Origin of the sequence: Haladaptatus halobius, assembly GCF_020618475.1 — an archaeon.
Classification (GTDB): Archaea; Halobacteriota; Halobacteria; order Halobacteriales; family Haladaptataceae; genus Haladaptatus; species Haladaptatus halobius.
In genome coordinates, this window is sequence record NZ_CP085337.1 from 133,061 (window position 1) to 155,600 (window position 22,540).

19 protein-coding genes and 1 pseudogene are annotated in these 22,540 nt (G+C 57.0%); 14 read left to right on the plus strand and 6 right to left on the minus strand.

Annotation, left to right across the window (positions count from 1 at the left end; genetic code table 11):
• Positions 1-101 precede the first annotated feature (101 nt).
• The 7 genes from LIW51_RS24550 to LIW51_RS24580 all read left to right on the plus strand — a co-directional run bounded on the left by LIW51_RS24550 (position 102) and on the right by LIW51_RS24580 (position 8,512).
• A complete protein-coding gene (locus tag LIW51_RS24550) occupies positions 102-311 on the plus strand; it encodes a DUF1450 domain-containing protein (RefSeq protein WP_227378765.1) in 210 nt (69 codons plus the stop codon).
• Positions 308-1,840 (plus strand): sulfatase, encoded by a 1,533-nt coding sequence (locus LIW51_RS24555; RefSeq protein WP_227378766.1) that lies wholly within the window; start codon positions 308-310, stop codon positions 1,838-1,840. Before LIW51_RS24550 ends, LIW51_RS24555 begins: the two co-directional genes overlap by 4 nt.
• A gap of 295 nt (positions 1,841-2,135) precedes the next feature.
• Positions 2,136-3,977: an ABC transporter substrate-binding protein gene (locus LIW51_RS24560; protein ID WP_227378767.1), complete on the plus strand. Its 1,842-nt coding sequence runs from the start codon at positions 2,136-2,138 to the stop codon at positions 3,975-3,977.
• A 173-nt stretch (positions 3,978-4,150) separates the two neighbouring features.
• Entirely contained in the window at positions 4,151-5,152 is a 1,002-nt protein-coding gene (locus LIW51_RS24565; RefSeq protein ID WP_227378768.1) for an ABC transporter permease, read from the plus strand.
• A gap of 22 nt (positions 5,153-5,174) precedes the next feature.
• Positions 5,175-6,275: an ABC transporter permease gene (locus LIW51_RS24570; RefSeq protein WP_227378769.1), complete on the plus strand. Its 1,101-nt coding sequence runs from the start codon at positions 5,175-5,177 to the stop codon at positions 6,273-6,275.
• Positions 6,276-6,287: 12 nt separating this feature from the next.
• Complete coding sequence (locus LIW51_RS24575) at positions 6,288-7,373, plus strand: ABC transporter ATP-binding protein (protein ID WP_227378770.1); 1,086 nt, start codon at positions 6,288-6,290, stop codon at positions 7,371-7,373.
• Positions 7,370-8,512 carry an oligopeptide/dipeptide ABC transporter ATP-binding protein gene (locus LIW51_RS24580; protein WP_227378771.1) on the plus strand — a complete coding sequence of 381 codons (1,143 nt, stop codon included), beginning with the start codon at positions 7,370-7,372 and terminating at the stop codon, positions 8,510-8,512. Before LIW51_RS24575 ends, LIW51_RS24580 begins: the two co-directional genes overlap by 4 nt.
• 24 nt (positions 8,513-8,536) lie before the next feature.
• Here LIW51_RS24580 and LIW51_RS24585 read toward each other — a convergent pair whose 3' ends face one another.
• Positions 8,537-8,740: a hypothetical protein gene (locus tag LIW51_RS24585; RefSeq protein WP_227378772.1), complete on the minus strand. Its 204-nt coding sequence runs from the start codon at positions 8,738-8,740 to the stop codon at positions 8,537-8,539.
• Between the two features lie 342 nt (positions 8,741-9,082).
• Between LIW51_RS24585 and LIW51_RS24590 the strand changes: the two genes are divergently transcribed.
• Together LIW51_RS24590 and LIW51_RS24595 are read left to right on the plus strand one after the other, a co-directional pair.
• On the plus strand, positions 9,083-10,063 hold the full coding sequence (locus LIW51_RS24590) for a glycoside hydrolase family 20 protein (RefSeq protein ID WP_368411864.1): 981 nt from the start codon (positions 9,083-9,085) through the stop codon (positions 10,061-10,063).
• A 229-nt stretch (positions 10,064-10,292) separates the two neighbouring features.
• Positions 10,293-11,261, plus strand: a complete 969-nt coding sequence (locus tag LIW51_RS24595) for a sugar phosphate isomerase/epimerase family protein (RefSeq protein ID WP_227378774.1) — start codon at positions 10,293-10,295, stop codon at positions 11,259-11,261.
• A 64-nt stretch (positions 11,262-11,325) separates the two neighbouring features.
• On the opposite strand, the gene LIW51_RS24600 is transcribed toward LIW51_RS24595, so the two are convergent.
• Both LIW51_RS24600 and LIW51_RS24605 read right to left on the minus strand, forming a co-directional pair.
• Entirely contained in the window at positions 11,326-13,008 is a 1,683-nt protein-coding gene (locus LIW51_RS24600; protein ID WP_227378775.1) for a glycoside hydrolase family 13 protein, read from the minus strand.
• Positions 13,009-13,014: 6 nt separating this feature from the next.
• The gene (locus LIW51_RS24605; protein WP_227378776.1) at positions 13,015-14,394 is read right to left on the minus strand and encodes a four-carbon acid sugar kinase family protein; all 1,380 of its coding nucleotides are present in this window, start codon (positions 14,392-14,394) and stop codon (positions 13,015-13,017) included.
• Positions 14,395-14,586: 192 nt separating this feature from the next.
• On the opposite strand from LIW51_RS24605, the gene LIW51_RS24610 reads away from it, so the two are divergent.
• From LIW51_RS24610 to LIW51_RS24620, 3 genes are all read left to right on the plus strand, one after another.
• Positions 14,587-15,240: a class II aldolase/adducin family protein gene (locus tag LIW51_RS24610; protein ID WP_227378777.1), complete on the plus strand. Its 654-nt coding sequence runs from the start codon at positions 14,587-14,589 to the stop codon at positions 15,238-15,240.
• Positions 15,241-15,322: 82 nt separating this feature from the next.
• Positions 15,323-15,988: an aspartate/glutamate racemase family protein gene (locus LIW51_RS24615; protein WP_227378778.1), complete on the plus strand. Its 666-nt coding sequence runs from the start codon at positions 15,323-15,325 to the stop codon at positions 15,986-15,988.
• A 121-nt stretch (positions 15,989-16,109) separates the two neighbouring features.
• On the plus strand, positions 16,110-16,796 hold the full coding sequence (locus LIW51_RS24620) for a ThuA domain-containing protein (RefSeq protein ID WP_227378779.1): 687 nt from the start codon (positions 16,110-16,112) through the stop codon (positions 16,794-16,796).
• 135 nt (positions 16,797-16,931) lie between these two features.
• On the opposite strand, the gene LIW51_RS24625 is transcribed toward LIW51_RS24620, so the two are convergent.
• Together LIW51_RS24625 and gfo6 are read right to left on the minus strand one after the other, a co-directional pair.
• A complete protein-coding gene (locus LIW51_RS24625) occupies positions 16,932-18,032 on the minus strand; it encodes a Gfo/Idh/MocA family protein (RefSeq protein ID WP_227378780.1) in 1,101 nt (366 codons plus the stop codon).
• 285 nt (positions 18,033-18,317) lie between these two features.
• Positions 18,318-19,394: a D-xylose 1-dehydrogenase Gfo6 gene (gfo6, locus tag LIW51_RS24630; RefSeq protein WP_227378781.1), complete on the minus strand. Its 1,077-nt coding sequence runs from the start codon at positions 19,392-19,394 to the stop codon at positions 18,318-18,320.
• A 272-nt stretch (positions 19,395-19,666) separates the two neighbouring features.
• Here gfo6 and LIW51_RS24635 point away from each other — a divergent pair.
• Both LIW51_RS24635 and LIW51_RS24640 read left to right on the plus strand, forming a co-directional pair.
• Positions 19,667-20,330 (plus strand): annotated as a pseudogene (locus LIW51_RS24635) (IS6 family transposase).
• A gap of 526 nt (positions 20,331-20,856) precedes the next feature.
• Positions 20,857-21,366, plus strand: a complete 510-nt coding sequence (locus tag LIW51_RS24640; protein ID WP_227378782.1) for an anthrone oxygenase family protein — start codon at positions 20,857-20,859, stop codon at positions 21,364-21,366.
• A gap of 25 nt (positions 21,367-21,391) precedes the next feature.
• On the opposite strand, the gene LIW51_RS24645 is transcribed toward LIW51_RS24640, so the two are convergent.
• Positions 21,392-21,673: a dihydrofolate reductase family protein gene (locus tag LIW51_RS24645; RefSeq protein ID WP_227378783.1), complete on the minus strand. Its 282-nt coding sequence runs from the start codon at positions 21,671-21,673 to the stop codon at positions 21,392-21,394.
• Positions 21,674-22,540 lie beyond the last annotated feature (867 nt).

Genomic DNA, 22,540 nt, shown 5'->3' on the forward strand with positions numbered 1-22,540 from the left:
GGCGGTAGCACCGTCATCGTAGGTGCGGTCGTACGGGGTTACAACCGCACCACGTCGCTCGTTTGCACACATTGATTGTGGATGCCGAGAAACGGAGTGACATGGCACGGTACGTGGAGTATTGTCGCACCAACGTGAGCGAAGACCTCCGAGAGTCGCTCGCACGTCTCGATGAGACGGTCGTCGAGAAGTGCTGCCTGCGTCGGTGCGGTGTCTGTCGTGCGAAATCGTTCTTGGTAGTCGACGGTGAACCGCGGTGCGGTGAGAGCCACGCTACCCTCATCGAGAACCTACCGGAGGAGAGCGAATGAAGCTCCTGTTCATCTCTGTCGATAGCCTCCGCAGGGATTTCCTCGACACGTACGACCCGGCTACCCACGCGGACGTGAAGACGCCGAACCTTGACCGATTCGCGGAGCGTGCGGCGGTCTTCGAGAACCACTATGCGGGAAGTCTCCCGTGCATGCCCGCGCGCCGCGAATGGCTGACGGGCACACAGGAGTTCCTCTGGCGTCCGTGGGGGCCCATCGAACCGTTCGACACGACGATTCCGCGAGCGCTCCGAGACGAGGGGGTGATCACGGAGCTAATCACGGACCACTACCACTATTTCCAACACGGGAGCGGCGGCTACTACGAGGATTTCAACGGGTTTGAGTTCGTTCGCGGCCACGAGTACGACGCTTGGAAGACGGCACCGAGAGTCCCTCGGAGCCACGTCAGTACTCAACTCGGCTTTTCGGTCCCGGACGACCCGCTCGGGTTCAGCTACCTGAATCCGGTGCAGTATCCCAGGAACGTCGACGGTTTCGAGAGCGAAGAAAACTTCTTCGCGCCGAAGGTGTTCTCACGGACGGAAGAATGGCTGGTCCGTAACCAGGAGTGGGACGAGTGGTTCTGCTACGTCGACAGCTTCGACGTCCACGAACCGTTTCACGTGCCGGAGCCGTACGCTTCGATGTACACCGACGAAGATGCCCGCGACCAGGAGCTCACTTTCTGGCCCCCATACGGCCGGGTCGACCGCGGTGAAAGCGAACTCTCCGAATCCGAACTGGAGTTCGTCCGCTCGCAGTTCGCCGGCAAGCTCACGATGACCGACCGGTGGTTCGGGCAAGTCTTGGACGCTCTCGACGACGGCGATTTGTGGGACGAGACGATGGTCGTCGTGACGTCGGACCACGGCTACTACCTCGGTGATCACGGTTGGAGCGGGAAACCGTTCGAGGCTCCACTGTACGACGTGCTCGCGCACACGCCCCTATTCGTTTGGCACCCCGACGCGGAACGAACCGGCGACCGAATCAAGGCGCTGACAGCCGCTGTCGATCTCAACACGACGCTCCTCGATGCGTTCGGCGTCGTCGATGCCGCCGGCCCACATGGTCGGAGCTTCATACCGCTTCTTCGAGGCGAGTGCGATGTGCACCGCGACTGGGCCATCTACGGTTACTGGGGATCTAGTATCAACGTCACCGACGGTCGGTACACGTACCTCCATCCTTGCGCCGACGAGGTGGACAGTCGATGCCACTCGACCGAGATGATGAACCCACACTCCTGGTTTACCCCACCAAAACCCCGACGTGACGCCGAGTCAGGCGAGTTTCTTCCGTACACAGAGACACCTGTTTGGCGCTACGACGCCCCCTCGTACTCGCGCCACGACGACCCGCTCCTTTTCGACACTACAGCGGATCCACGGCAGAAGAACGACATCTCCGCCGAGTCGGACGACGTCCACCGGATGCGCAGGCTGTTGGTAACGGCTCTCGAAGAACTGGACGCACCTCGCCATCAGTACAACCGTCTTGACCTGTCCGTCGACGGCGCAGAGTAACAGAGAAACTCAATCCCGTCCTCGACGGTCGATCTACATCGACGCTTTCCATACGACGATAGGCAGTTAGCGGATTATTTGAGACCGGTTTTCGTCGACGAAATAGATCGATAAGTTGCCCTGACGGGGAGTCGCTTGGTAAATACGTGTTCGTCACTCTCCGAGGACGTTCAAGGTTGACAATCATCGCTTCCATAGGATATCACAGCAAATCGTTGTCGTAAGCATCGGTACGTTCTCAATGTTGGTGAACATACAATAACTTTTTCACAGTGTATTTCTATTGTGGGAGAGAATGCGAGACGATAGTCAACAGAGTGGGCAGTTCAAGGATTACTGGGCGTCTCGTCGGCGGTTCATTCAAGCCGCCGGCGGCGCTGCTGGCATCACCGGACTTGCCGGCTGTCAAGGCGATACAAGCGATACGAAGAATAATGATGGAAGCACTACAACATCGGGGAATGGGCAGTCGTCCGGCCAACCCGTCGACCCCGAGCTCACGCTCGATTCCCTTGGAGTGCCCGCGAGCGACGTCCAATGGAATGAGTTCAACTTCTCGAACTACAAGTGGATGGTTCAGGCACACGTTATGGATCCATTTGCAGTCTGGGATCCAGTCAACACCAAGTTCGTGGGGCTACTCGCGAAGGATTGGACAATCGACACGGAGAACCAGAAACTTCGGGTTAAACTTGACGAAAACTACAAGTGGCACGACGGCAAGAAAGTCGTTCGCCCAGTCACCGCCAAGGACGTATACACCCATTTCCAACTGGAACAGTTCATGGGGTGGTCCTCGTCTGAATACACCAATGAAATTAAGGAGATCGACAAGCACACCGTCGAATTTACATTAAAAGGTGGCTACAAGAACAAGGATTTCATCACGTTCAACCTTCTAACAAATGTATTGTCGCACGGTCTTCCGCAGTATCGGGACTGGGTTCAGAAGTTCAAGGATGCTGGAAGTCAGAGTGAAAAAGACAATATTTCGGCAGAACTCGGCGAGTTCAGCATCTCAAGCGAGGAGATGTATTCGTATGGTCCGTTCGCGGTACAAGGAGCCTCACGGCAGGAACTCACCTCTGTTAAGAACCCTGGTCACCCAGCTTCTGACAAGATTAACTTCCCGAAGCTCGTCTTCCGCTATGTCGGGAGTGAGCAAAAGCTCTGGCAGTCGCTAGCGAACGGCCAACTCGATGGCCACGTGCGGATAAACGTTCCCAAGGACGTGCAGACCAGTTTTCCGAACCATGTTGAAAATACTACATCAACCAGCCTCGGTGGCATGGCGCTCGCGTTTAAGTGGAACGACGACGTCCTAGGCGATCCGCGAGTACGTCGCGCTATTGGTTATGTTATCGATAAGAAAGCCGTCGCGCAAAATGCTGGTGCGGACACACACCAGCCAGTCACTTTAAACACTGGACTGGCGCTGAACTACAACTCCGACTACCTCGATACAAACAAGTACATTAAGTACGATAAAAACCACCAGAAGGCCACACAGCTCCTCAAGGATGCTGGCTTCACGAAGAATGGTAAACAATGGTTAACACCCGACGGAAAGAAGTTCAGTCCCGACATCAAGACCGGAACGACCGGTGGCCCTGCACTGCTTGCTCTTCAGACCATCACTAGCCATCTCAAACAGTTCGGTATCGACGCACGACTTCGAACGATGGAGGAAACGTCATTCGTGGAGAGAATCTGGGACCAAGGTGATTTCCGAATTGCATCCGGCACATGGGGCGCAGATTACCCGCAACCATACGCGTGGTACAACAACACGTTTGTCGAGAATCGTGAGAAGATGGGGATGCCGGACGAGATCTCTGTTCCTCCGATCGGCAAACCAAATGGTTCGCAGGATGCTCTGCAGATGAACCTCGACACTGCCGTCAACAACTTGACGAAGCTCCAAGGCCAGAAACTCAAGGAGCAAGTTCGCAAACTCGCCTGGGCATGGAATTATATGGCACCACAAATCCAGATATACGAGGAGCGCTCACAGACATGGTTCACGAATGATAACTGGAATTACCCACCGCTCGACAGCGATATCATGCAGCGGACGTTCTACACGCCGTTCCACTACATCCTGAAGACGGGCAAATTCACCGCGAAGACGAAGTAGGGACTCGTCCCATCTCCGGATCTCTTCTCGCCACATATCGTTGGCCGATTTTTTTCATACTCGTCGTGCGTCTCAGAGTAACGAGATCTGACTGCGTTCATCTACAACTTCTCAACCACCTAAAAACAAATATCACCGTAGGGTTTACAACCTCGGACTACAACCAACAAGGTATGCGATGGTTTGCCAAGAGAATTGGGCAGGCAATTTTTACCCTCTGGGCAGTAGTGACGATCTCATTCGCGCTCATCCGGTTTCTCCCTGGGGGACCACTCGTCTACCTCAAGGTTCAGTTGAAAAAACAAGGTATTCCTGAGTCGACGATCGACAACTACGTTGAGAACTACGTCAGCTTCCAATCGGACGACCCTTTATGGATCCAGTACATCGACTACATGACTTCAGTTCTGCAGGGTGACTTAGGTCAGGCGTTGTTCCAGGATGGAGCGGTGTTCGACATCCTCGCGCAGGCACTGCCGTGGACTATCTTCCTCGCAGGCATTGCGACGTTCGTGACGACGGTGATTGGCATCGCCATCGGCGGGTTCATGGCGTACACGGAGGGGAGCAAATTCGACTCGGGTATAACCCTCTTCTCAACCATTGCGGGTGGTATCCCATATTATGTACTGGCCCTCGCGCTCGTCTACCTATTCGGTTATCGCTGGCAGATGTTTCCAACAGGTGGTCAAGTTGATCCTAGCCTTACAGCAGGTTTTACTTGGCCGTATGTCAAGAGCGTGCTCTATCATGCCGTACTCCCACTCCTATCGACGACGCTTGTCGGGTGGGGTGGAGTGGCGCTCTCGATGCGCGGCAACAGTATCAGTATCCTCGGCGAGGATTACATTCGCGTCGCCCGCCTGCGTGGTCTCTCCCGGCAGCGGATCGCGCTCCGATACGTCTCACGGAACGCGATGTTGCCGATGTACACCGGCATTCTGTTATCGATTGCGTTCATGCTCGGCGGGTCGGTGGTCTTGGAGCAGATCTTCACGTACCCGGGCGTCGGGTTCTATCTGTTCAAGGCGGTCGTCTCGAGCGACTACCCGCTGATGATGGGCGGACTCATCATGATATCGACCGCAGTGATACTCGGCGTTCTAGTCGCCGATCTCACGTATAGCAAGATCGATCCCCGCACGTCGGGTGAGGGACAGCGCGAGTCCTACTAACCAACTCCGAATAACATATACCATGGCATCACAACAATCGGATGGCGAAACGGTGGCGGACGAACTTCCGTTTAAGACGACTGCGGACACGACAATATCACGTCAGGAGCAAATCCGGCAAGTTGCCGATAGGACAGTGATCGCTCCGTTTCGCGTCATGTGGAGCGACTGGCGCGCCAAGGTCGGTTTCGTCATCGTCGTGCTTTATATTCTGATGGGTACTATTGGAGTGTTGGTTAATCCTACTCCATATACGGGGATGGGTGAAAGGTACCTCCAACCGTTCCATGACGGCTGGTTCTCGCTCCAACCAGTGTCAGTAGGTGGTATTACGCTTCCACTTGATCCACGGTTCCACCTCATTTTGGGGACTGATGCAATGGGACAGGGTATCTGGTCGCAGATCGTCCACGCGACCCCGGCCATGCTCAAAATGATCCTCGCAGGCGCAGTGTTCTCCACGATCGTCGCGACGATCCTTGGCACGCTTGCAGGCTACAAAGGTGGCCTCACCGACCGAGCCATCATGACACTGTCCGATATCACGATGACAATCCCTGGCCTCCCACTCGTGATGATCATCGCCGCCGCACTTGACCCGAAGAATCCGTACTTGATTGGTTTAATCCTCGGTATCAACAACTGGGCCGGACTCAGTCGTGCCATCCGCTCGCAGGTGCTCAGCGTCCGAGAACGGAGCTTCGTAGAGGCCTCCCGTGCAATGGGGCTGTCGACGCCACGGATTCTAATCGACGACATCATTCCGGATCTCATGGCGTACATCTCAATCCACTTCGTGCAGGCAGCGCGCGGGATTATCTTTGAGTCCGTCGCACTGTACTACCTTGGTGTCCTTCCATTCACGACGCTTAACTGGGGAGTGATGATGAATCTCTCATACACGACGTCTGGTGCGCTGTACACTTGGCAGTCAGCTCATTGGATATTTACCCCCATGATCACTATCGCACTGTTCTCTGTAGGTCTGATCCTGTTCTCGCAGGGGATGGATCAGATCTTCAACCCACGTATACGGGCCCGACACGTAAAATCCGTATCCAGCGCCGACACCGATGAGGAGGACGAAGCGCCGAATCCAATGACCGACGTGCCGACCAACTGAGTTCCAAAGCACATGACTACACGCAATACACCGATCGAAACGACCACCCGACCGACTGACAAAGATGTGATCCTGGAGGTACGTGACGCAAGCGTCACCTTCGACATGGAACGAGGCGAGTCTCGAGTAATGGACAGTGTCTCATTCGATATCTATCGCGACGAAATCCTAGGTGTCGTCGGGGAGTCAGGATCGGGCAAGTCGATGTTCGCCTCGGCGCTCCTTGATGCAGTGGTACGACCGGGGCAACTCACTGGCGATATTACCTACTATCCAAGGGATGGCGAAGCGGTCGACCTCCTCAATCTTAGCGAGCGTGAACTCAAGCGCTTACGCTGGGAGGAAATATCGATGGTATTCCAGGGGGCAATGAGTTCATTCAACCCCACGATGAAGATACGCAAGCACTTCGAAGAGACGCTTGACGCCCATGGTCAGGATCGCGAGACTGGACTCGTCCACGCTCGCGAACTTCTCACTGACCTTTACTTGGAACCGGAGCGTGTACTCAACTCGTACCCTCACGAACTGTCCGGTGGAATGCAACAGCGTGCGCTCATCGCTCTCTCACTCGTACTCAAGCCGAATGTCTTGGTGATGGACGAACCGACGGCGGCGCTTGACCTCCTCATGCAGCGGTCGATTCTCACCCTGCTAGAGAACCTGCAAGAGAAGTACAACTTGACTGTGGTGTTCATCACGCACGATCTGCCGCTCGTGGCCGGCCTCGCCGACCGTCTCGCCGTCATGTACGCCTTCGAATTCGTCGAGATCGGACCGAGCGAAGAAATCATCCGTAACGCGGCCCACCCATACACTCGGGCGCTCTTAAAGGCAGTGCCGAACCTCGACGCGCCGATAGATGAGATGCGTCCAATAGAGGGGTCGGCGCCGGATCCAGTGAACGTACCGGCTGGCTGTTCGTACCACCCTCGGTGTCCGCTCGCCACAGAGAAGTGCATTCAGGTCGATCCAGGGTACTATGACGTGACCGCCGACCATCAAGCTGCTTGTCACCACTGGGAACAATCGATCGAGGCAATCTCTTACTCGGTGAGCAGTTCCGACAACCGGAACACGGAGGTGAAGTCAGAATGAGTGGCTCCAACGCACCGCTACTCCAGTTGGAGGACGTCCAAGTACACTTCGAGCAAAATCAAGGCCTCCTCGACCGGTTCGTCGGGAAACGCAGCGAAAATGCAGTCAAGGCCGTCGACGGAGTGTCACTCAACCTTGAGAAGAACGACGTGGTTGCCCTCGTGGGCGAGTCAGGGTGTGGTAAAACTACCCTCGGCAAGACGGCGGTCGGCCTACAGCGGCCAACAGGCGGATCCGTGAAGTACCGGGGACAGGACATCTGGAAGGCAAAGGATAAAAAAGGCGACGTCGATATCCCGTACAAGGATATCCGCCGGTCGCTACAGATCATTCATCAGGATCCTGGTAGTTCACTTAACCCGAATAAGACGATTATGAAAAGCCTGCAAGCGCCACTGAAAAAATGGCAGCCAGGTCTGAGTGCGGAGGATCGGCGGACACGTATTCTTGGCATGCTTGAACACGTCGGCATGGCGCCCCCTGACGACTACGCGAACCGCTTCCCCCATCAGTTAAGCGGCGGGGAGAAACAGCGGACTGCACTGGTGCGCGCTTTGCTAATGAACCCGGACGTTATTTTGGCCGACGAGGCGGTGTCAGCACTCGACGTCTCACTGCGGGTGGATACGATGGATCTCCTACTCAACCTGCAAGACGAGTTCGACACATCATTCATCTTCGTCTCTCACAATCTCTCGAACGCACGGTATCTCGCCCAGAGGGCCGGCGGTCGCATCGGTGTGATGTACCTCGGACGCCTGGTTGAAATCGGACCGGCCGAGGAGTTGCTTCAGAACCCACGTCACCCTTATACGCAAGTGTTACGGTGGGCGACGGCCGACCTCGATCCAGACAAGGCGAAGGCAAGCAAGCCTCCCGTCCGGGCCGTCGACATCCCCGACCCGTCGAACCCCCCATCCGGCTGTCGGTTCCACACCCGCTGTCCGAAGGCGCACGAGGTTTGCGTCCACGAGAACCCAAACCTCGTCAGCCGTCCCGACGACTCGGATGTTCATTCTGCCTCCTGCTTCCGGCAGTTTCCAGAGAGGGAGCACGAATACTGGAATAGTCCTCCACTGGAAGGCGTCGAAGACGCCGACACCACGCTTCCGGACGACAGCCACGCGAACGGCGATTAGTGTCGCGCCTCCGACGGATTGCGATTATCTCGGTTCTCGCGGATTCAATCCCTGCCAGTCGACGTACAACAGTGAGCTGACAATCAGGAGCGTAATTAGTATCACGCCAAGGCTCAACACCGCGATGACATACGCGCCCGTCCCTGGTTGGATAGCGGTGAATGCAATTGCCAACAATACGAGCAGCACCATATTCATGCCGAAGATAATACGGAAAAGATTGCGCATGGGTCGCCTTCACACTAGACGATAAAGAACGTACCGTCGTATGGTCGACATTCTATTACTACTGATATAGTGCTGAATGAGAGGAACAGCATGGTTATTTTCACAGGTACATTCATGCATATCTCCACGCAGAGTAGCTGTATACGTTTGATGATGGCGACATTCTGTCAGTTCGTAGCCGCGGCGTCATGGCGATGCTCTGACTCAAACTTGCCACGTACGAGGTTATTTCGATCGGGAATCCCGTCGCCACCATGACGGGCGACGGAGACGACACTCGGTAGATACTTGTCGTCCCGACTGAACCGCAGTAGCATGGAGCGTGGAGCGAGTTACTTCGGTGTGAGGGACCTCCGTCACGTCGAGAACGACCTAGATAGATTCGCGGACGAGGGATTGAACGCGATACTGCATACTTATAGCGAACGCGACCAGACGTTTTACGAGGAGACGATGGCGAACATCGTCGCCGCGAGCAACGACCGCGGGTTCACGACGTACGTCAATCCGTGGGGTGTCGGGAAGGTGTTCGGCGGCGAAGCGTTCTCCCAGTTCATCGCGAAACATCCGGAGACCCGCCAGCGTATAGTCGGCGGTTCCAAGGAACACGCTGCCTGCTTCAATAATCCTAAATTCCGGACGTTCATGCGTGAATGGACGAAATCTGCCGTCGACCTGAATCCGGATGTTATCTTCTGGGATGAACCGCACTGGATCATTCCGGACTGGTTCGACGACGATCAACCGGACGATGCATGGGTCTGCCGGTGTGCGCATTGTCGCGAGCGCTACCTCCAAGAACAAGGCCGGCCGATGCCCGTCTCCGAGGACGACACTGTCCGCCGGTTTCGTGAAGATTCTCTGCTCGACTTTCTCGACGAGCAGATGGCGATCGTCGACGAAGCTGGTGTAGACAACGCGGTGTGTCTCGTCCCCATCTCCGACGCTGATCACGGCATCGCCAACTGGGAGCGCCTCGCGGCGAACGAGCACATCGACCTTATCTCGACCGACCCGTACTGGGGTCTATTCACCGACGCCGATGTTGAGGACTTCGTCCACGAATCCGTAATACGAGTGACCGATCTGGCCGACGCAAACGACCTCCGCAGCCAAATCTGGATTCAGGGGTTCGGCCTCGACGACGAGGAGCAAACATATGAGCACATTCATACGGCGACTAGATGTGCGATCGAAGGCAATGTGGACAGCGTGTTCATGTGGGGGTATGATGGCTGCCGATCCATTTCGTCGATCGCCTCTGAAAACCCCGACCGAGTTTGGGAGACGTACCTCGAAACGTTGCAAACGACGGGTCGGTGACGATCGCCCCCATAACGGACGCGTCCGACCGAGCGGTCAGTGACGGATATTCGCGTGATCGTCCGGGAGAGACAACCCCTTGACGCCGCGCGACTCAATCCATCTCCACAAGGCAATTCCGTTAGCGCTCTCGGTCGGGAGCGTCCGCAGATCGTCGCCGTCGAATGCCGGAGCGACCATCCTGCACGATAACACCGACATTTATTATCTTTGGTTGTGAGTACCATTCATGGATGTCGGAGTCCTCACTGCACCTTTAGTCGATGAGTCGTTCGAAGATGCGGCCGAGTACCTCTCAGGACTCAGCGTCGGAGCGGTCGAAATCGGTTGCGGTGGCCTCCACGGCGGTGAGCACCTCTCACGGGAGCAGTGCTTAGACGACGAAGACGCGCAGGCTGCGTTCCGTGACATACTCGACGAATACGATCTCCGCGTAAGCGCGCTGGCGGCGCACGGCAATCCGCTCCACCCAGACGATGAGCACGCAAGCGAGGCTGATCACGACCTCCGCGAGGTTATCCGTCTCGCCTCCCAACTCAATGTGGACGCAGTCACCTGCTTTTCGGGATTGCCGGCCGGCGGTCCGGACGACAAAGTCCCGAACTGGATCACGGCCCCGTGGCCGAGCGAACACGCCGATGCACTCGATTACCAGTGGGATATGGCAGTCGACTACTGGTCGGATCTGGCGGGTCACGCCGCCGACCACAACGTCAATGTCGCCATCGAGATGCACCCCAACATGCTCGTTTCCGAACCGACCGGGATGGTTCGTCTTCGCGAGGAGACAAACGAATACATTGGCGCGAACTTCGACCCCTCGCACCTCTACTGGCAAGGGATTGATGTGCCCGAAGCCATCCGCTTCCTCGGCGAACACGACGCCATCCACCACTTCCACGCGAAGGACACGAAAGTGTACGACCACAACGTCCGCCTGAAGGGCGTCAACGACACCGCACCGTATACGGACGAAGTGGATCGTTCGTGGCTATTCAGATCGGTTGGTTACGGACATGGCGAGGAGCATTGGAAGGATGTAGTGAGCACGCTTCGGATGGTTGGCTACGATGGCGCGCTTTCGATTGAACACGAGGACTCGCTCACCTCCTCGCGGGAAGGGCTCGAAAAGGCAATCGACGTGCTCCAGCGCGCTGTATTCGAGACGACGCCCGGCGAAGCTTACTGGGCGGAATAACGGGTCGCTTCTCCGTCGCTCGTTGCAGATGGGGCCTTTTGCAAACAGGTAACACCGGACGAGACTACAAGAGGCGGTAGATCCCCGCCTCGTACGGCTCAAGATCGGTGCCTGCCAATGATGATGGGTCGTCGCGGACGCCGTTGTGACTCAGCACCTCGCTTTCCTCGTACTCGACGGCGTCGGGAACACGGAATGTCGCCGTTTCGGCGGAGAAGTTGAGTACCACGAGTATTCGCTCATCGTCGAGCGTCCGGAGGTAGCTGAAGATCTGTGGATGATCAGGGAGGAGGAGGCGGAACTTCCCGTAGACGAGGACGGAGTGCTGGTCGCGGAGGGCGATCAGGTCGCGGTAGTGCGCCCAGATCGAGTTGGGGTGGTCGCGTTCGGACGTGACGTTCACATCCTTATAGTCGTCGTTCACTTTGATCCACGGGTCGCCATTGGTAAAGCCCCCGTTCGACGCGTCCGACCACTGCATCGGTGTCCGGGCGTTGTCGCGCGTTCGGGCATTAATCAGATCCTTGACCTCCTCGAAGTCGGAGATGGCACTGGTCTCGACGGCGTGTTCGACACTTCGAATCGTCGCAATATCACGAATCTCGTCGAACGATTCGAATCGGGGATTGGTCATCCCGATCTCCTCACCTTGGTATAACAGCGGTGTCCCGCGTAGCGTGAAGATCATCGTCGCCAGCATCGTCGCGGATTCACGGCGGTACGTTTCATCGTCGCCGAGACGGGACACCGCGCGAGGTTGATCGTGATTATTGAAATAGATCCCCTGCCAACCTTCTCCCTCGAGGCCACGCTGCCATCGGTTGACGACCTCCTTCAGTTCCGGGAGCGTCCAGTCGCGTGCGGCCCATCGCGCCCCAGTTCCTCGGTCGAGTTCTACATGCTCAAAGTTAAGTAGCATGCTGAGGTTCTCATCGTCATCACCGACGTATCGCCGTGCCTCCTCGACCGATAGTTCGGGCATTTCGCCGATCGTGACTGCGTCGTGTTTCCCGGTTGTCCGACGGCAGAACTCCTGGAGGTGCTCGGCTACCTGTGGGCCGTTTGCAACAACGTTCAATCCTGTTAGTCCTTCCTTGAGATCGGCGTCTGGGAGACCGTCGGGCTTCGAGATGAGGTTGATAGAATCGAGACGAAAGCCATCGATGCCCTTGTCCAGCCACCAATTGGCAATATCGAACAGATCCTCCCTGACGTCGGGGTTGTCCCAATCGAGGTCGGCCTGTTTCTCGTGGAATAGGTGGAGATAGTGCTCGCCGGTTGCTTCGTCGTGTGTCCACGCCGAGCCACCCCAGAGCGACCGCCAGTTGTTCGGCGGCATGTCGTCGTTACCAGGTCGCCAGAAGTAGTACTCCCGGTACTCGCTTTCGATCGACTGTCGGGCATCGACAAACCACTCGTGTTCATCGGAGGTGTGGTTTATTACCAGATCCATAATTAGTTTGATTCCCCGGTTATGGAGTCTGTCTAGCAGGCGGTCAAAGTCCGCCATAGTACCGTACTCCTCAGCGATCTCCCGGTAGTTGCTTACATCATACCCGTTGTCAACGTCCGGCGACCCGTAGACCGGACTGAGCCAGACCGCATCGATCCCCAGCTCATCGAGATAATCGAGTTTTTTCACAATACCCGGGATATCGCCGACGCCGTCGCCGTTGCTGTCGTTGAAGCTCCGGGGGTAGATCTGATAGATCGTCGCCTCCTTCCACCATGGGGTACGCTCACTCATTTAAAGTCACTCCCACTCGTCCACGCCGTCCCGGGCACGGACGAAATAATCGGTGCCACCAAGCTGGCCTCCCTTTAGTGCGATTTCGATGCCGTCGAATCGCCCGGTCCGCGAGTGGGCAGTGCAGAGCGGACTCCCGGGTGCGAGCGGAAACCGCGTCTGCAGGGCGTACACGTCGAGCACCGGCGTCACGTGGCCGCAGGTATCTCCACCGGCGACGCAGACGCGGTCGATTTCGGTTCGATCGAGTAACCGGCGCAGGAGAGCGCCTTGCTCACGTCCGATGAACTCGCTGACGTCATCCGGTGCGCCTACGGTCTCCTGTGCGCGGCGTTTCGTCTCCTCGATCGCCGCATCGTTCGGGCCGTGCGCTGTGTACAAGACGACGCTGTCGCCGCAATCAAGCGCCTCTCTTGCCTCTTCGAACGCTCGCTCGCGCGCCGCGTCAACGGTCTCAGGATCGACCAGATTTACGGTGTCGATGCGAACGCCAGTGAATCCCGCATCGAGCGCCGCGTCGATTTGGGCCGCCGTGAGCGGCGATGCGCTGCCGGACATCACGAGCAGTTGGTCGACGGGGGCGAGCGCGTCGAACTCGGGCGTTCGGTCGACGATGCCCGCCGCCCGCCAGTAATCGGCGAGGGCGTACTGGAATCCAGAAGAGCCCACGACGAACGAGGGTGCGTCGCGGTCGTCCCCGTACGTCTCCCAGATCACGCCACCGGTCGTTCTCAGATGGTTGTCGTCGAGGCCGTCAAGGAACACGATTTCCGCGCCCTCGCGGACCGTCTCTACGAGTTCGTGTCTCGTTTCGTCCAGTCCTTCGTCGACGGTGAGCACGTCGACGAGACCCATCGACCGATCCGTTTGCTTCGAGAGGTGGCGGCGCAGGTCGCTCTCGTCCATCGGCGTCATCGGGTGATTGCGCATCGTCGGGTGGCGGTCGAGGCGGTACACGTCGTCGATGTCCTCCGCGAACATGTTGCCGAAGACGACGTACCGATCGAGCGGAGGAGCCGCCGCGTGGACGGGCACCGCGTCGTTTTCGAAGGTATCGGCGGCGATGTCGATAGCTCGACCGATGTTGCCGATATCGGGCGCGGAGTCGAACGTCGAGCAGATCTTGTAGTGGACGAGCGGTGCATCAAGGGCGGCGAGCGATTCGAAGACGGGCGGTAGCGCATCTTTCATCGTCGCGGGCGTCATCGACCGACTGGTGCCGGCAACGCCGACGGCGTCAGCCGCGGGAAACTCCCGCTCGATCGCCTCCGAGTCCGGCGGATCGAGGAAGAGGACGGTCTCGATCCCCGACCGGGCGAACGCGTCCATAGCGTCGGTCGATCCGGTCATGTCGTCGCCGTAAAACGCGAGAAGCAGGTCGTCCATCGGTCACCGTCCCCGCAGGGTCGACGGTCGATCCTCGAACACGGTCGCCGGAGTGCCCCCCGCGCTCCGCCGACCACGGAAGTTTGAAGCTACGCGCATCGGATTCGTCATTTCGCCATGAGATATTAAAAAGCCCGGTCGAGGCCATAAATACTTATACTGTCAACGCACGCAATCGGTGTACGCGAACCTATGACTGATTCAACGTCACTCGGAGACGAGCGAGCGAAGGTGGGAGAACTCGGGCGGGAGATGCTTGCGCAGGAATTGACCAAGGGCACCGGCGGGAACGTGAGCGTCAGATCGGACGACCGTTTCGCCATTAGTCCGTCGGGCGTGCCGTACGAGGACGTCACGGCCGAGTCGGTTCCGGTCGTCGACCTCGACGGCGAGCGACTCGAGGGTGACCTGAAGCCGTCGAACGAGACGCCGATGCACGCGGTCATCTACCGGGAACGAGACGACGTCGGGGCGATCATCCACACCCACTCGCCCTACGCGAGTACGTTTGCTAGTCTGAACGAACCGATCCCCGCCTCCCATTACCTGATCGCCTACGCCGGAACCGAGATTCCGGTCGCGGGCTACGAGCCGCCGGGAACGACGGCGCTCGGCGAACTCGCAATGAACACGATGGGCGACAATCACGACGCCGTCTTGTTGAAGAATCACGGCGTCATAACCGTCGGTACGACGGGGGCGGACGCACTCGACGTCGCGCTCATGGTCGAGTACTGCGCTCGTATTCACTATCAGGCGATCAACGTCGGCGAGCCTGCGATACTCCCCGACGAGGCGGTAGAAGACCTCCGGAAGATGTTCAAGACCGACTACGGCCAACAGTAGGGACCCCCGACGGTTAAAAACGCCGGCGACGATGACAAACCCTTAGTGATTGGCCACGATATACCATACCGAGTCACTCAGTATGTACACGAAAGTCTGTTTCTTCCATACAGTCGCAAGTCTCGCCAGGCGGTTCGACGATTTAGCGGCGGAGTACGTCCCCGACGTAGATCACTTCCACATCGTCGACGAGAGCGTCCTGAATGACGCGTTGGAAGCAGGCGAACTCACTCCTGCCGTCAACAGGCGCATCTGCTCGCAGCTCTCGCTCGCCGAAGACGCTGGGGCGGATTTGATCCTCGACACGTGTTCGAGTACGTCTCCGGCCGTGGACGTTGCCCGTGAGATGGTCGGCGTTCCGATCCTCAAAATCGACGATCCGATGACCGAGGCGGCGGTAGAACACGGCGAAGACATCACGATCCTCGCGACAGCGGAGTCGACGCTCGGGCCGAGTGCGGAACTCGTCCAGCGGAAAGCCGACCAACGGGCAAAAGAGATCAACCTCCGGACGGAACTTGTCGACGACGCGCTCAACGCCCTCCAGAGCGGTGAGAAAAACCGCCACGACCAACTGGTAATCGACCACGCGGTCGAATTGGCCGGCCCGACGGACGTCATCGTACTCGCACAAGCGTCAATGAGCCACCTGGCTCCCGACCTTTCCGATCGCGTCTCCGCTCCGGTTTTTTCCAGTCCGGACATGGCCATGGAAACCGTTGCCGAAGAAGTTAGAAACTCTTCGTAACGCCTCGTCGCGCTATCTGCGGTCGACGGAACCGCCCTCCGACTCCGTAGAGCAAGCGAACGAATCGAGCCTTTCGCTTCGAATCGCAAGATTCTCCGTCATCCTCGCGAATTCAAGAGTCATGACGAAAATCAACGCACTCGTGATCGGGGAGAACACCTTTCCGTTTCACAAACTCGCCGAGATGGCACCGCACATCGACGCAGCGCTGAGTGATGTCGCTGAAACAGAATTAACAACTAACCGGAGGAAACTCGAAGACCTTTCGGGCTACGATATCGTCGTCGACTACCTGACGGATAGCACGCTCACCGACGAGCAGTACGCGAGTCTTCGGTCGTTCGTCGCAGACGGCGGCGGCTATCTCGGCATCCACTGCGCGGCAGATCTGACCAGTACGTCCGACGGTACCGGCGGTATCAAGACGCGGGAAGAACCGATTCCGGAGTTGCGCGAACTTCTCCGCGGACACTTCGTGGATCATCCCGAACAATCGACGTTCGGCGTCGATCTCTACGACGGTGACCATCCGGTTACTGCGAACGTCGCCGATTTCGAAGTGTTCGACGAGCCATACCAAGTGGACTTCGACGACGACGAGGTTCGTGTCCTCGCCTGGATGGATCATCCTGGCTTCGAACGGAATCCGGTCGTCTGGGTACGTGAACACGGTGACGGCCGCGTTTGCTACTCCTCGCTCGGCCACACCGTCGACGCGTTCGAACACGAGCAGCATCGGCGTCTCCTCCAGAATGCCGTTCGATGGACCGCCGATGCCCGAAACGGGCGGAACGCTGACACTCCGTGAGCACCGTTCGCCGATCGTCGGTCATAGTATTGTGATTACCGATGGCTATCCGATATGCTCCTCGACCAACGCGACCGGTAGCGATGAAGAATCCGGATGCCAATTCGGGTTGGATCGATCAGAATCGGGACGCTATCACTCCACTACTCCTTCCGGGAAAGTTCGTGGGAGGGGTGCCGGCCGTTCGCAGTCGGGGTCGAGGGTGACGTGTTGGCTTCGATCGGAGGATTCCCGGATACCAGATAGAACGTCGAAAACATGGCGGGCGAGTTCGCCGCTGGTTCGTTGGGTCCAGTCGGTTCGAAGCGCGTACGCCATATCGGCCACGCCGGCACCTCGCCCACCCGTATAACTGTGGGTGAGCGGAACCATTTCGAATTCGTCACTGTTTCCATCCCGTACGCTAACGGGCCCCTCGAAGTGGTTCGGATCAGGGAGACTCAGGGTCCCCTCCGTCCCGTAAATCTCGAAGGCCGGTGACGGGAACGTCGAACTTTGCACGTCGAAGCTGAATAAAAGGTTGGCCACGGCACCACTCTCGAAGTCGACAACGCCGGCCTCGTGAGTCGGAACCTCGACATCGATACGTTCGCCGCGTCGAGGTTTGCTCGTGATCGTACGCTCCTCGAATCCCCGAGCAACGGATCCGGTGATCCTGCTCACAGGGCCGAGGAGAGATACGAGGGCTGCCACGTAGTACGGCCCGATATCGAACAGGGGACCGCCACCGCGCTGGTAAAAGAAGTCGGGATTCGGATGCCAACTTTCGTGACCGGGGGATGTCCAAACGGCCGTCGCTCCTATCGGTTCACCGATCCGGCCATCGTCGATGAGCGAGCGACAGGTTTGCAAGCCCGCTCCGAGGAACGTGTCCGGTGCCGATCCGACGAGCAGGTCCTCAGCGGTGGCCGTCCGGAGTATCTCCTCGACCTCCTCGACGGTCGTAGCCAGCGGTTTCTCGACGTAGACGTGTTTGTCCGCGTCGAGTATCTGCCGGCAGGTTTCGGCGTGAGCTCCGGGTGGAGTCAGGTTGACCACGAGTTCGACGTCCGGATCGTCGAGTAACTCCTGTACGTCGTACGCGGTAACGTCGTACTCGTTGGCTTTCATCTTCGCCCGCTCCGTATCGATATCCGCGCACGCGGTTACGTCGAACGCGTCGAACGTATCACCGGTAGAGAAATATTCGTCGCTGATGGTGCCACAACCGAGGAGGCCTACGTTAACACTCTCCATACGAAACCATCTCGAAGAAGGGTAATGAAAATACTGGTACGACGAGCCATTCAGGCTTCGCTCCGGCACTCTCCGAACTCTCCGGGCGAGTGTAGCATCGACGTCGGGCCAACGTTCGCGAGGAACGGATTCACAGGGGGTGGATTCGTCAGGCTCAATTTTCGTCTCGACAAGAATCCACGCGAGAGACCTGCGCGATCTACTCCGGGGTCGCATCCGCAGGTACACGCTCGAAGTTCCGTCGAAAACGACCGTCGGCTTCCACCCTGTGGGTCTGTCTTGGGGTCACTTCTCTACGTGCATGGTTTCTCGTCTGCGTCCTGCCCGGTAGAGGGCTTCCATCGTACGCATATCCGTAAGCCCGTGCTGCCCATCAGGAGTCAGCGGTTCGGATCGGGCGAATCGATCGGCGAAATAATCAAACTCCTCGCGCATTTCGTCAACCTGCTCGAGGGAGAGCTGTACGGTAGTTCCCGAGCGGGTGAGTTCTAGTGAACACTTACCGGCGAATACCGGATCGAGGTTGATCTGACCTTCCGTTCCGGTTATTTTGAGCTGTGAGTCCCCGTAGGCGTTCTGACTCGCGGTGCAGACGGCGTGAGTCCCGTTTTCGAACACTATGGTGTAGGCGGAGCGCTCGTCAGGGACGTCGTCGAACGCCTCGTGAAACGATCCGACTTGAGCGGTCACGGTGACCGGATCGCTCCTCAGAAGGAACCGGAGCGTATTGATCGGGTATATTCCCAAATCCATGACGGAGGTGCCGTACCCGGTAAGTTCGGAATCGAGCCGCCATTGGTTAGGGTCCGAGAACATATCGAGAAGTATCTGAGAGTTGGCACCGTACGCCTGAACCGCATCGCCGATAAAGCCGTCGTCGATTAACGCCCGAGCTTGACGAATCGCCGGTTGCGTCTGCATTCTGTAGGCAACCATGAGCGGAACGTCTTTCGAGTCACAAACGTCGACGAGCCGTTCAGCACGTTCGATGGTCGCTTCCATCGGTTTCTCACAAAGAACTCCCTTTCCGAGTTCCGCGGCCGTCTCGGCGTATTCGAGATGAAGCGCGTTCGGGGTTGCGATATAGACAGCGTCGTACGCTTCCTCGGCTGCGCCATCATGGAACTCCTCATAGGTTATCGCGTGGTCAATCGTGTCTGCGTGCCCGGCTATCCGTTCGGCCTTCTCTTTCGAACTGCTAACGACGGTCGTCGTAACACAGAGTTCCGAATTCTTCACAGCCGGAATTACGGCGTCGACGGTCCACCAGCCCAACCCGATTAGTGCGAACCTGACCGTCTTATCGGAGGTTTTCTGCCAATCTCGGCGAGTAACGCTATCTATCCACTCTGTGACGTCCATGTTCGTTCGTAGGGCCGTCTTTGTTTTAAATCCAGGCACTAACGCGTTTCCTTCGAACTATAGTCTCCTCCGTGACACAATTTAAGATTTTGAAATAATTTTACGATAACTTGGTTAGGTTCGTTCCAGACCGATCACCGAAACGGGTTGCGGCACTCCGGTGGAGTTTGCGGAGTGTCTCGAGAGCTAGTGAGTTTGACAATTTCGGCACTGTCTAGCCAAAGAGTGAATAGTTCTTGGAGACGGATGCTAAGGCCGCCCAAGAACCGTTCATCGTCTCTCTGGAACCGAATCCACTTGAGTGCTGGGATGACGAGAGCACCGCGAGCGCTCTGAGGGCGCTCGCGGTGCGGCTTCACTCGATGGGAATCTCGCTTTGTGAGTCGGCCGCCGCGCTGGAGCAGTTCGGCGTGACTCGGTCGCACCAGGCGGTGTTCCAGTGGGTTCACCGCACTGCGGAGACCGCACCAGACCCGCCGACGACTTCGCCGTCGCGGGTCACGGTCGACGAAACAGCGGTGAAGATCGGCACTGAGCAGCACTGGCTGTACGTCGCGATCAACGTCGAGACAAAATTGCTACTCGGTGCGGTTGTTTCTGAGCGGCGTGGGACGGACCCAGCCGCCGCGTTTCTCGGCCGGCTGGCCGAGAAACACGACTTCTCTGAGACGACGTTTCTCGTCGACGACATGGGCTATTTGACTGCGCTCGCGCGGTGCGGTTTGCGCGGTCACCTCGACTACATCGATCGGAATCTGATTGAAAAGTGGTTCTAGACGCTCGCCATGTGGATCGACCGATTTCATCAGACGTGGATGGGCGGCAGAGCCAGCGCTGTGCGCTGGCTCTGCCGCCTTCGCCTACTACTATGATTTCCAGAGACCAAATCAGGCGCTCGACAATCGCACGCCTGTCGAGGAGATGCAGAATCATTGACTAGACAGTGCCATTATTAGCCATTTTTACTTCTCGTTATGATATGATCGCTCTATCGCGATTGTCTCGGTTTCTATTATACCAGTGCCACTCGCCTGTGATAGCGATTCGATTTCCTTGGTTAGGTAGCTTGGACGGTATCGGCAACCGACTAGTCTGTACGGCACGTCCCGCTTATTGGGATGGTGCAGGTATCGTGCCGGAAGTGTTCGGCAGTACTCCCAAGTTCGTGCGGCGCTTAAACGAGTACGAACAATATGAAGCGACATATTAATTTGACAGCGATTACGATTGATGTGCATGGCCTCGTTCGTCGTTCGAACCTCGAAGAATCGAGCGATACGCCAGCACGTTTGGGTGCATATCCGGTCGCTAACGAACGACGTGTTCCTCACGTAAAGTATGCCAGCCTAGTTGGCTCTTTCCTGCAAGCAGCCGGTTCGCGCTTTGGAGTACCCTCGTATCGGGGTACGATCGGCACTAAACCCGGCGAGCCGATGACGACACGGGATTGGAACCCCTCAGAATGATACAACTGAACGCTCTCTCTGGGGAACTCGTCGTTATTTTGTTTTCGCTGTCGGCGATCCTCGGTGGATTGATGGCTGGATTCTTTTTCGCCTACTCCGTGAGTGTGGTGCTGGCACTAGAGACGCTGTCGGCGTCAGCATACACGACGGTGATACAGGATATCAACGAAAAAGTTCTCAACGTCGTGTTCGGCGCCACGTTTTTCGGTGCTATCGTCGTTCCAGTTGGTACCGCTGCTATCGTGCTGCTCCAAGGAGATTGGGCGACATGGTACAGTCGGTTGTTTCTCGTTGGGGTCGTCGTCTACCTAATTGGGACGTTTGCCGTGACGATGCGCATCCACATCCCGATGAACGAGGAGATCGCGACGTGGTCGCCAGCGTCGCCGCCAGACGAGTGGGCCGCGGTTCGTGCACGCTGGGCGCGATGGAACCACATTCGAACGATAGCAGCGATCGTCTCGTTCGTACTGTATCTCTCGGCGATCGTGTCGCTCAGTATGTAGATCGCTACGACGTCTGGCTATTCCATCACTTCTCCGTTATTGGCCGAAAGGTAAGGAAAATGACGCCTGTACTGAACGTCTTCGAATCCACTGATTTCAAGGCTTCCTGTTTGCCTCCACCCTCGAAGAGACGTTTCCCGCTTCCCAAAATCACGAAATGAACCCTGAGCTGAAGTTCGTCGAGGAGCCCGTCGTCCGATAGCGATCGAACGAGGGCGTCGCTGCCAATGGCCGTGATATCCTTACCGGCTGTCGCTTCAGTTCGGTGATTTACCCCGGTGACTGGCGATGATGTTTCTTCGACCATGCTGTCCGCTACGCACTACTACCGACGAAGGCCAAGCCCCAACGCCGCTCTTCACTAGGTAAACCTACAACAGCCTGTGAAATCCTATTCTATCTCTGGATCCCTCTGAGTCACCCGGAGTGATTTTGGTCATTCACTCCATCCGGATTAATCAAATGTTTCAAAATAAGTTACCCGCTCGTTGGAAGAAATCGGTGCGCCACGGTGTGCGCGAGTGTTCCACATCGAACTGCTCTTCTGAAAGCCACGGAACCGATGCTGTATCCCATCTCTCAGCGTCGTATCCAGCGTTCTCGGGTTACTATTTCAACGGTTTTTGGACTACGGTTCGTTCTTCGTAACCGAATTTCGGTGGTTGACCAGAACGAAACACATCGCTGGCTGCTTTTCGAATCCTCTTCAAACCGCTAGAGCAAGCTGGACGATTTTCCGGGAGAGACTGTACCACTCAGCCACGTCCATCCGCGAAATATCTGTTCGTATGCGATTGAGACCACGATCCCTCGAACACCGTTCACGTCGTCAGGTGCAATTCCGGAGTTCGTCGAGGTGTTCTTCAAGTGTTAACTCACGAAGTATGACGAGGTATACGTAAATACTTTTGTAACAATAATTAAAAAAGCCTCCGATTTGAAGGACTCGATGCCGAACATATCTGAACAGGACTTTGGTTTGCATCAAACTATTATTCGATCCATGTGGCCGATCATATTCAATTTTTGAACACTTTCGAGGCGGAGTTGGACTACTCTCGATAGTTGACGAACTCGACGAACTTCTGTCACCGCTTGAGCTCAAATTTCCGCTTTCGTTACACCGGTGGTCCTGTAATACTCTACCAGTGGATAGTAGACAAGGTATATTCTG

Bases quoted from the DNA above. Each gene is read 5' to 3' on its own strand.
- LIW51_RS24550 (WP_227378765.1), top strand. From the start codon at position 102: ATGGCACGGTACGTGGAGTATTGTCGCACCAACGTGAGCGAAGACCTC.
- LIW51_RS24555 (WP_227378766.1), top strand. From the start codon at position 308: ATGAAGCTCCTGTTCATCTCTGTCGATAGCCTCCGCAGGGATTTCCTC.
- LIW51_RS24560 (WP_227378767.1), top strand. From the start codon at position 2,136: ATGCGAGACGATAGTCAACAGAGTGGGCAGTTCAAGGATTACTGGGCG.
- LIW51_RS24565 (WP_227378768.1), top strand. From the start codon at position 4,151: ATGCGATGGTTTGCCAAGAGAATTGGGCAGGCAATTTTTACCCTCTGG.
- LIW51_RS24570 (WP_227378769.1), top strand. From the start codon at position 5,175: ATGGCATCACAACAATCGGATGGCGAAACGGTGGCGGACGAACTTCCG.
- LIW51_RS24575 (WP_227378770.1), top strand. From the start codon at position 6,288: ATGACTACACGCAATACACCGATCGAAACGACCACCCGACCGACTGAC.
- LIW51_RS24580 (WP_227378771.1), top strand. From the start codon at position 7,370: ATGAGTGGCTCCAACGCACCGCTACTCCAGTTGGAGGACGTCCAAGTA.
- LIW51_RS24585 (WP_227378772.1), bottom strand. From the start codon at position 8,740: ATGCGCAATCTTTTCCGTATTATCTTCGGCATGAATATGGTGCTGCTC.
- LIW51_RS24595 (WP_227378774.1), top strand. From the start codon at position 10,293: ATGGATGTCGGAGTCCTCACTGCACCTTTAGTCGATGAGTCGTTCGAA.
- LIW51_RS24600 (WP_227378775.1), bottom strand. From the start codon at position 13,008: ATGAGTGAGCGTACCCCATGGTGGAAGGAGGCGACGATCTATCAGATC.
- LIW51_RS24605 (WP_227378776.1), bottom strand. From the start codon at position 14,394: ATGGACGACCTGCTTCTCGCGTTTTACGGCGACGACATGACCGGATCG.
- LIW51_RS24610 (WP_227378777.1), top strand. From the start codon at position 14,587: ATGACTGATTCAACGTCACTCGGAGACGAGCGAGCGAAGGTGGGAGAA.
- LIW51_RS24615 (WP_227378778.1), top strand. From the start codon at position 15,323: ATGTACACGAAAGTCTGTTTCTTCCATACAGTCGCAAGTCTCGCCAGG.
- LIW51_RS24620 (WP_227378779.1), top strand. From the start codon at position 16,110: ATGACGAAAATCAACGCACTCGTGATCGGGGAGAACACCTTTCCGTTT.
- LIW51_RS24625 (WP_227378780.1), bottom strand. From the start codon at position 18,032: ATGGAGAGTGTTAACGTAGGCCTCCTCGGTTGTGGCACCATCAGCGAC.
- gfo6 (WP_227378781.1), bottom strand. From the start codon at position 19,394: ATGGACGTCACAGAGTGGATAGATAGCGTTACTCGCCGAGATTGGCAG.
- LIW51_RS24640 (WP_227378782.1), top strand. From the start codon at position 20,857: ATGATACAACTGAACGCTCTCTCTGGGGAACTCGTCGTTATTTTGTTT.
- LIW51_RS24645 (WP_227378783.1), bottom strand. From the start codon at position 21,673: ATGGTCGAAGAAACATCATCGCCAGTCACCGGGGTAAATCACCGAACT.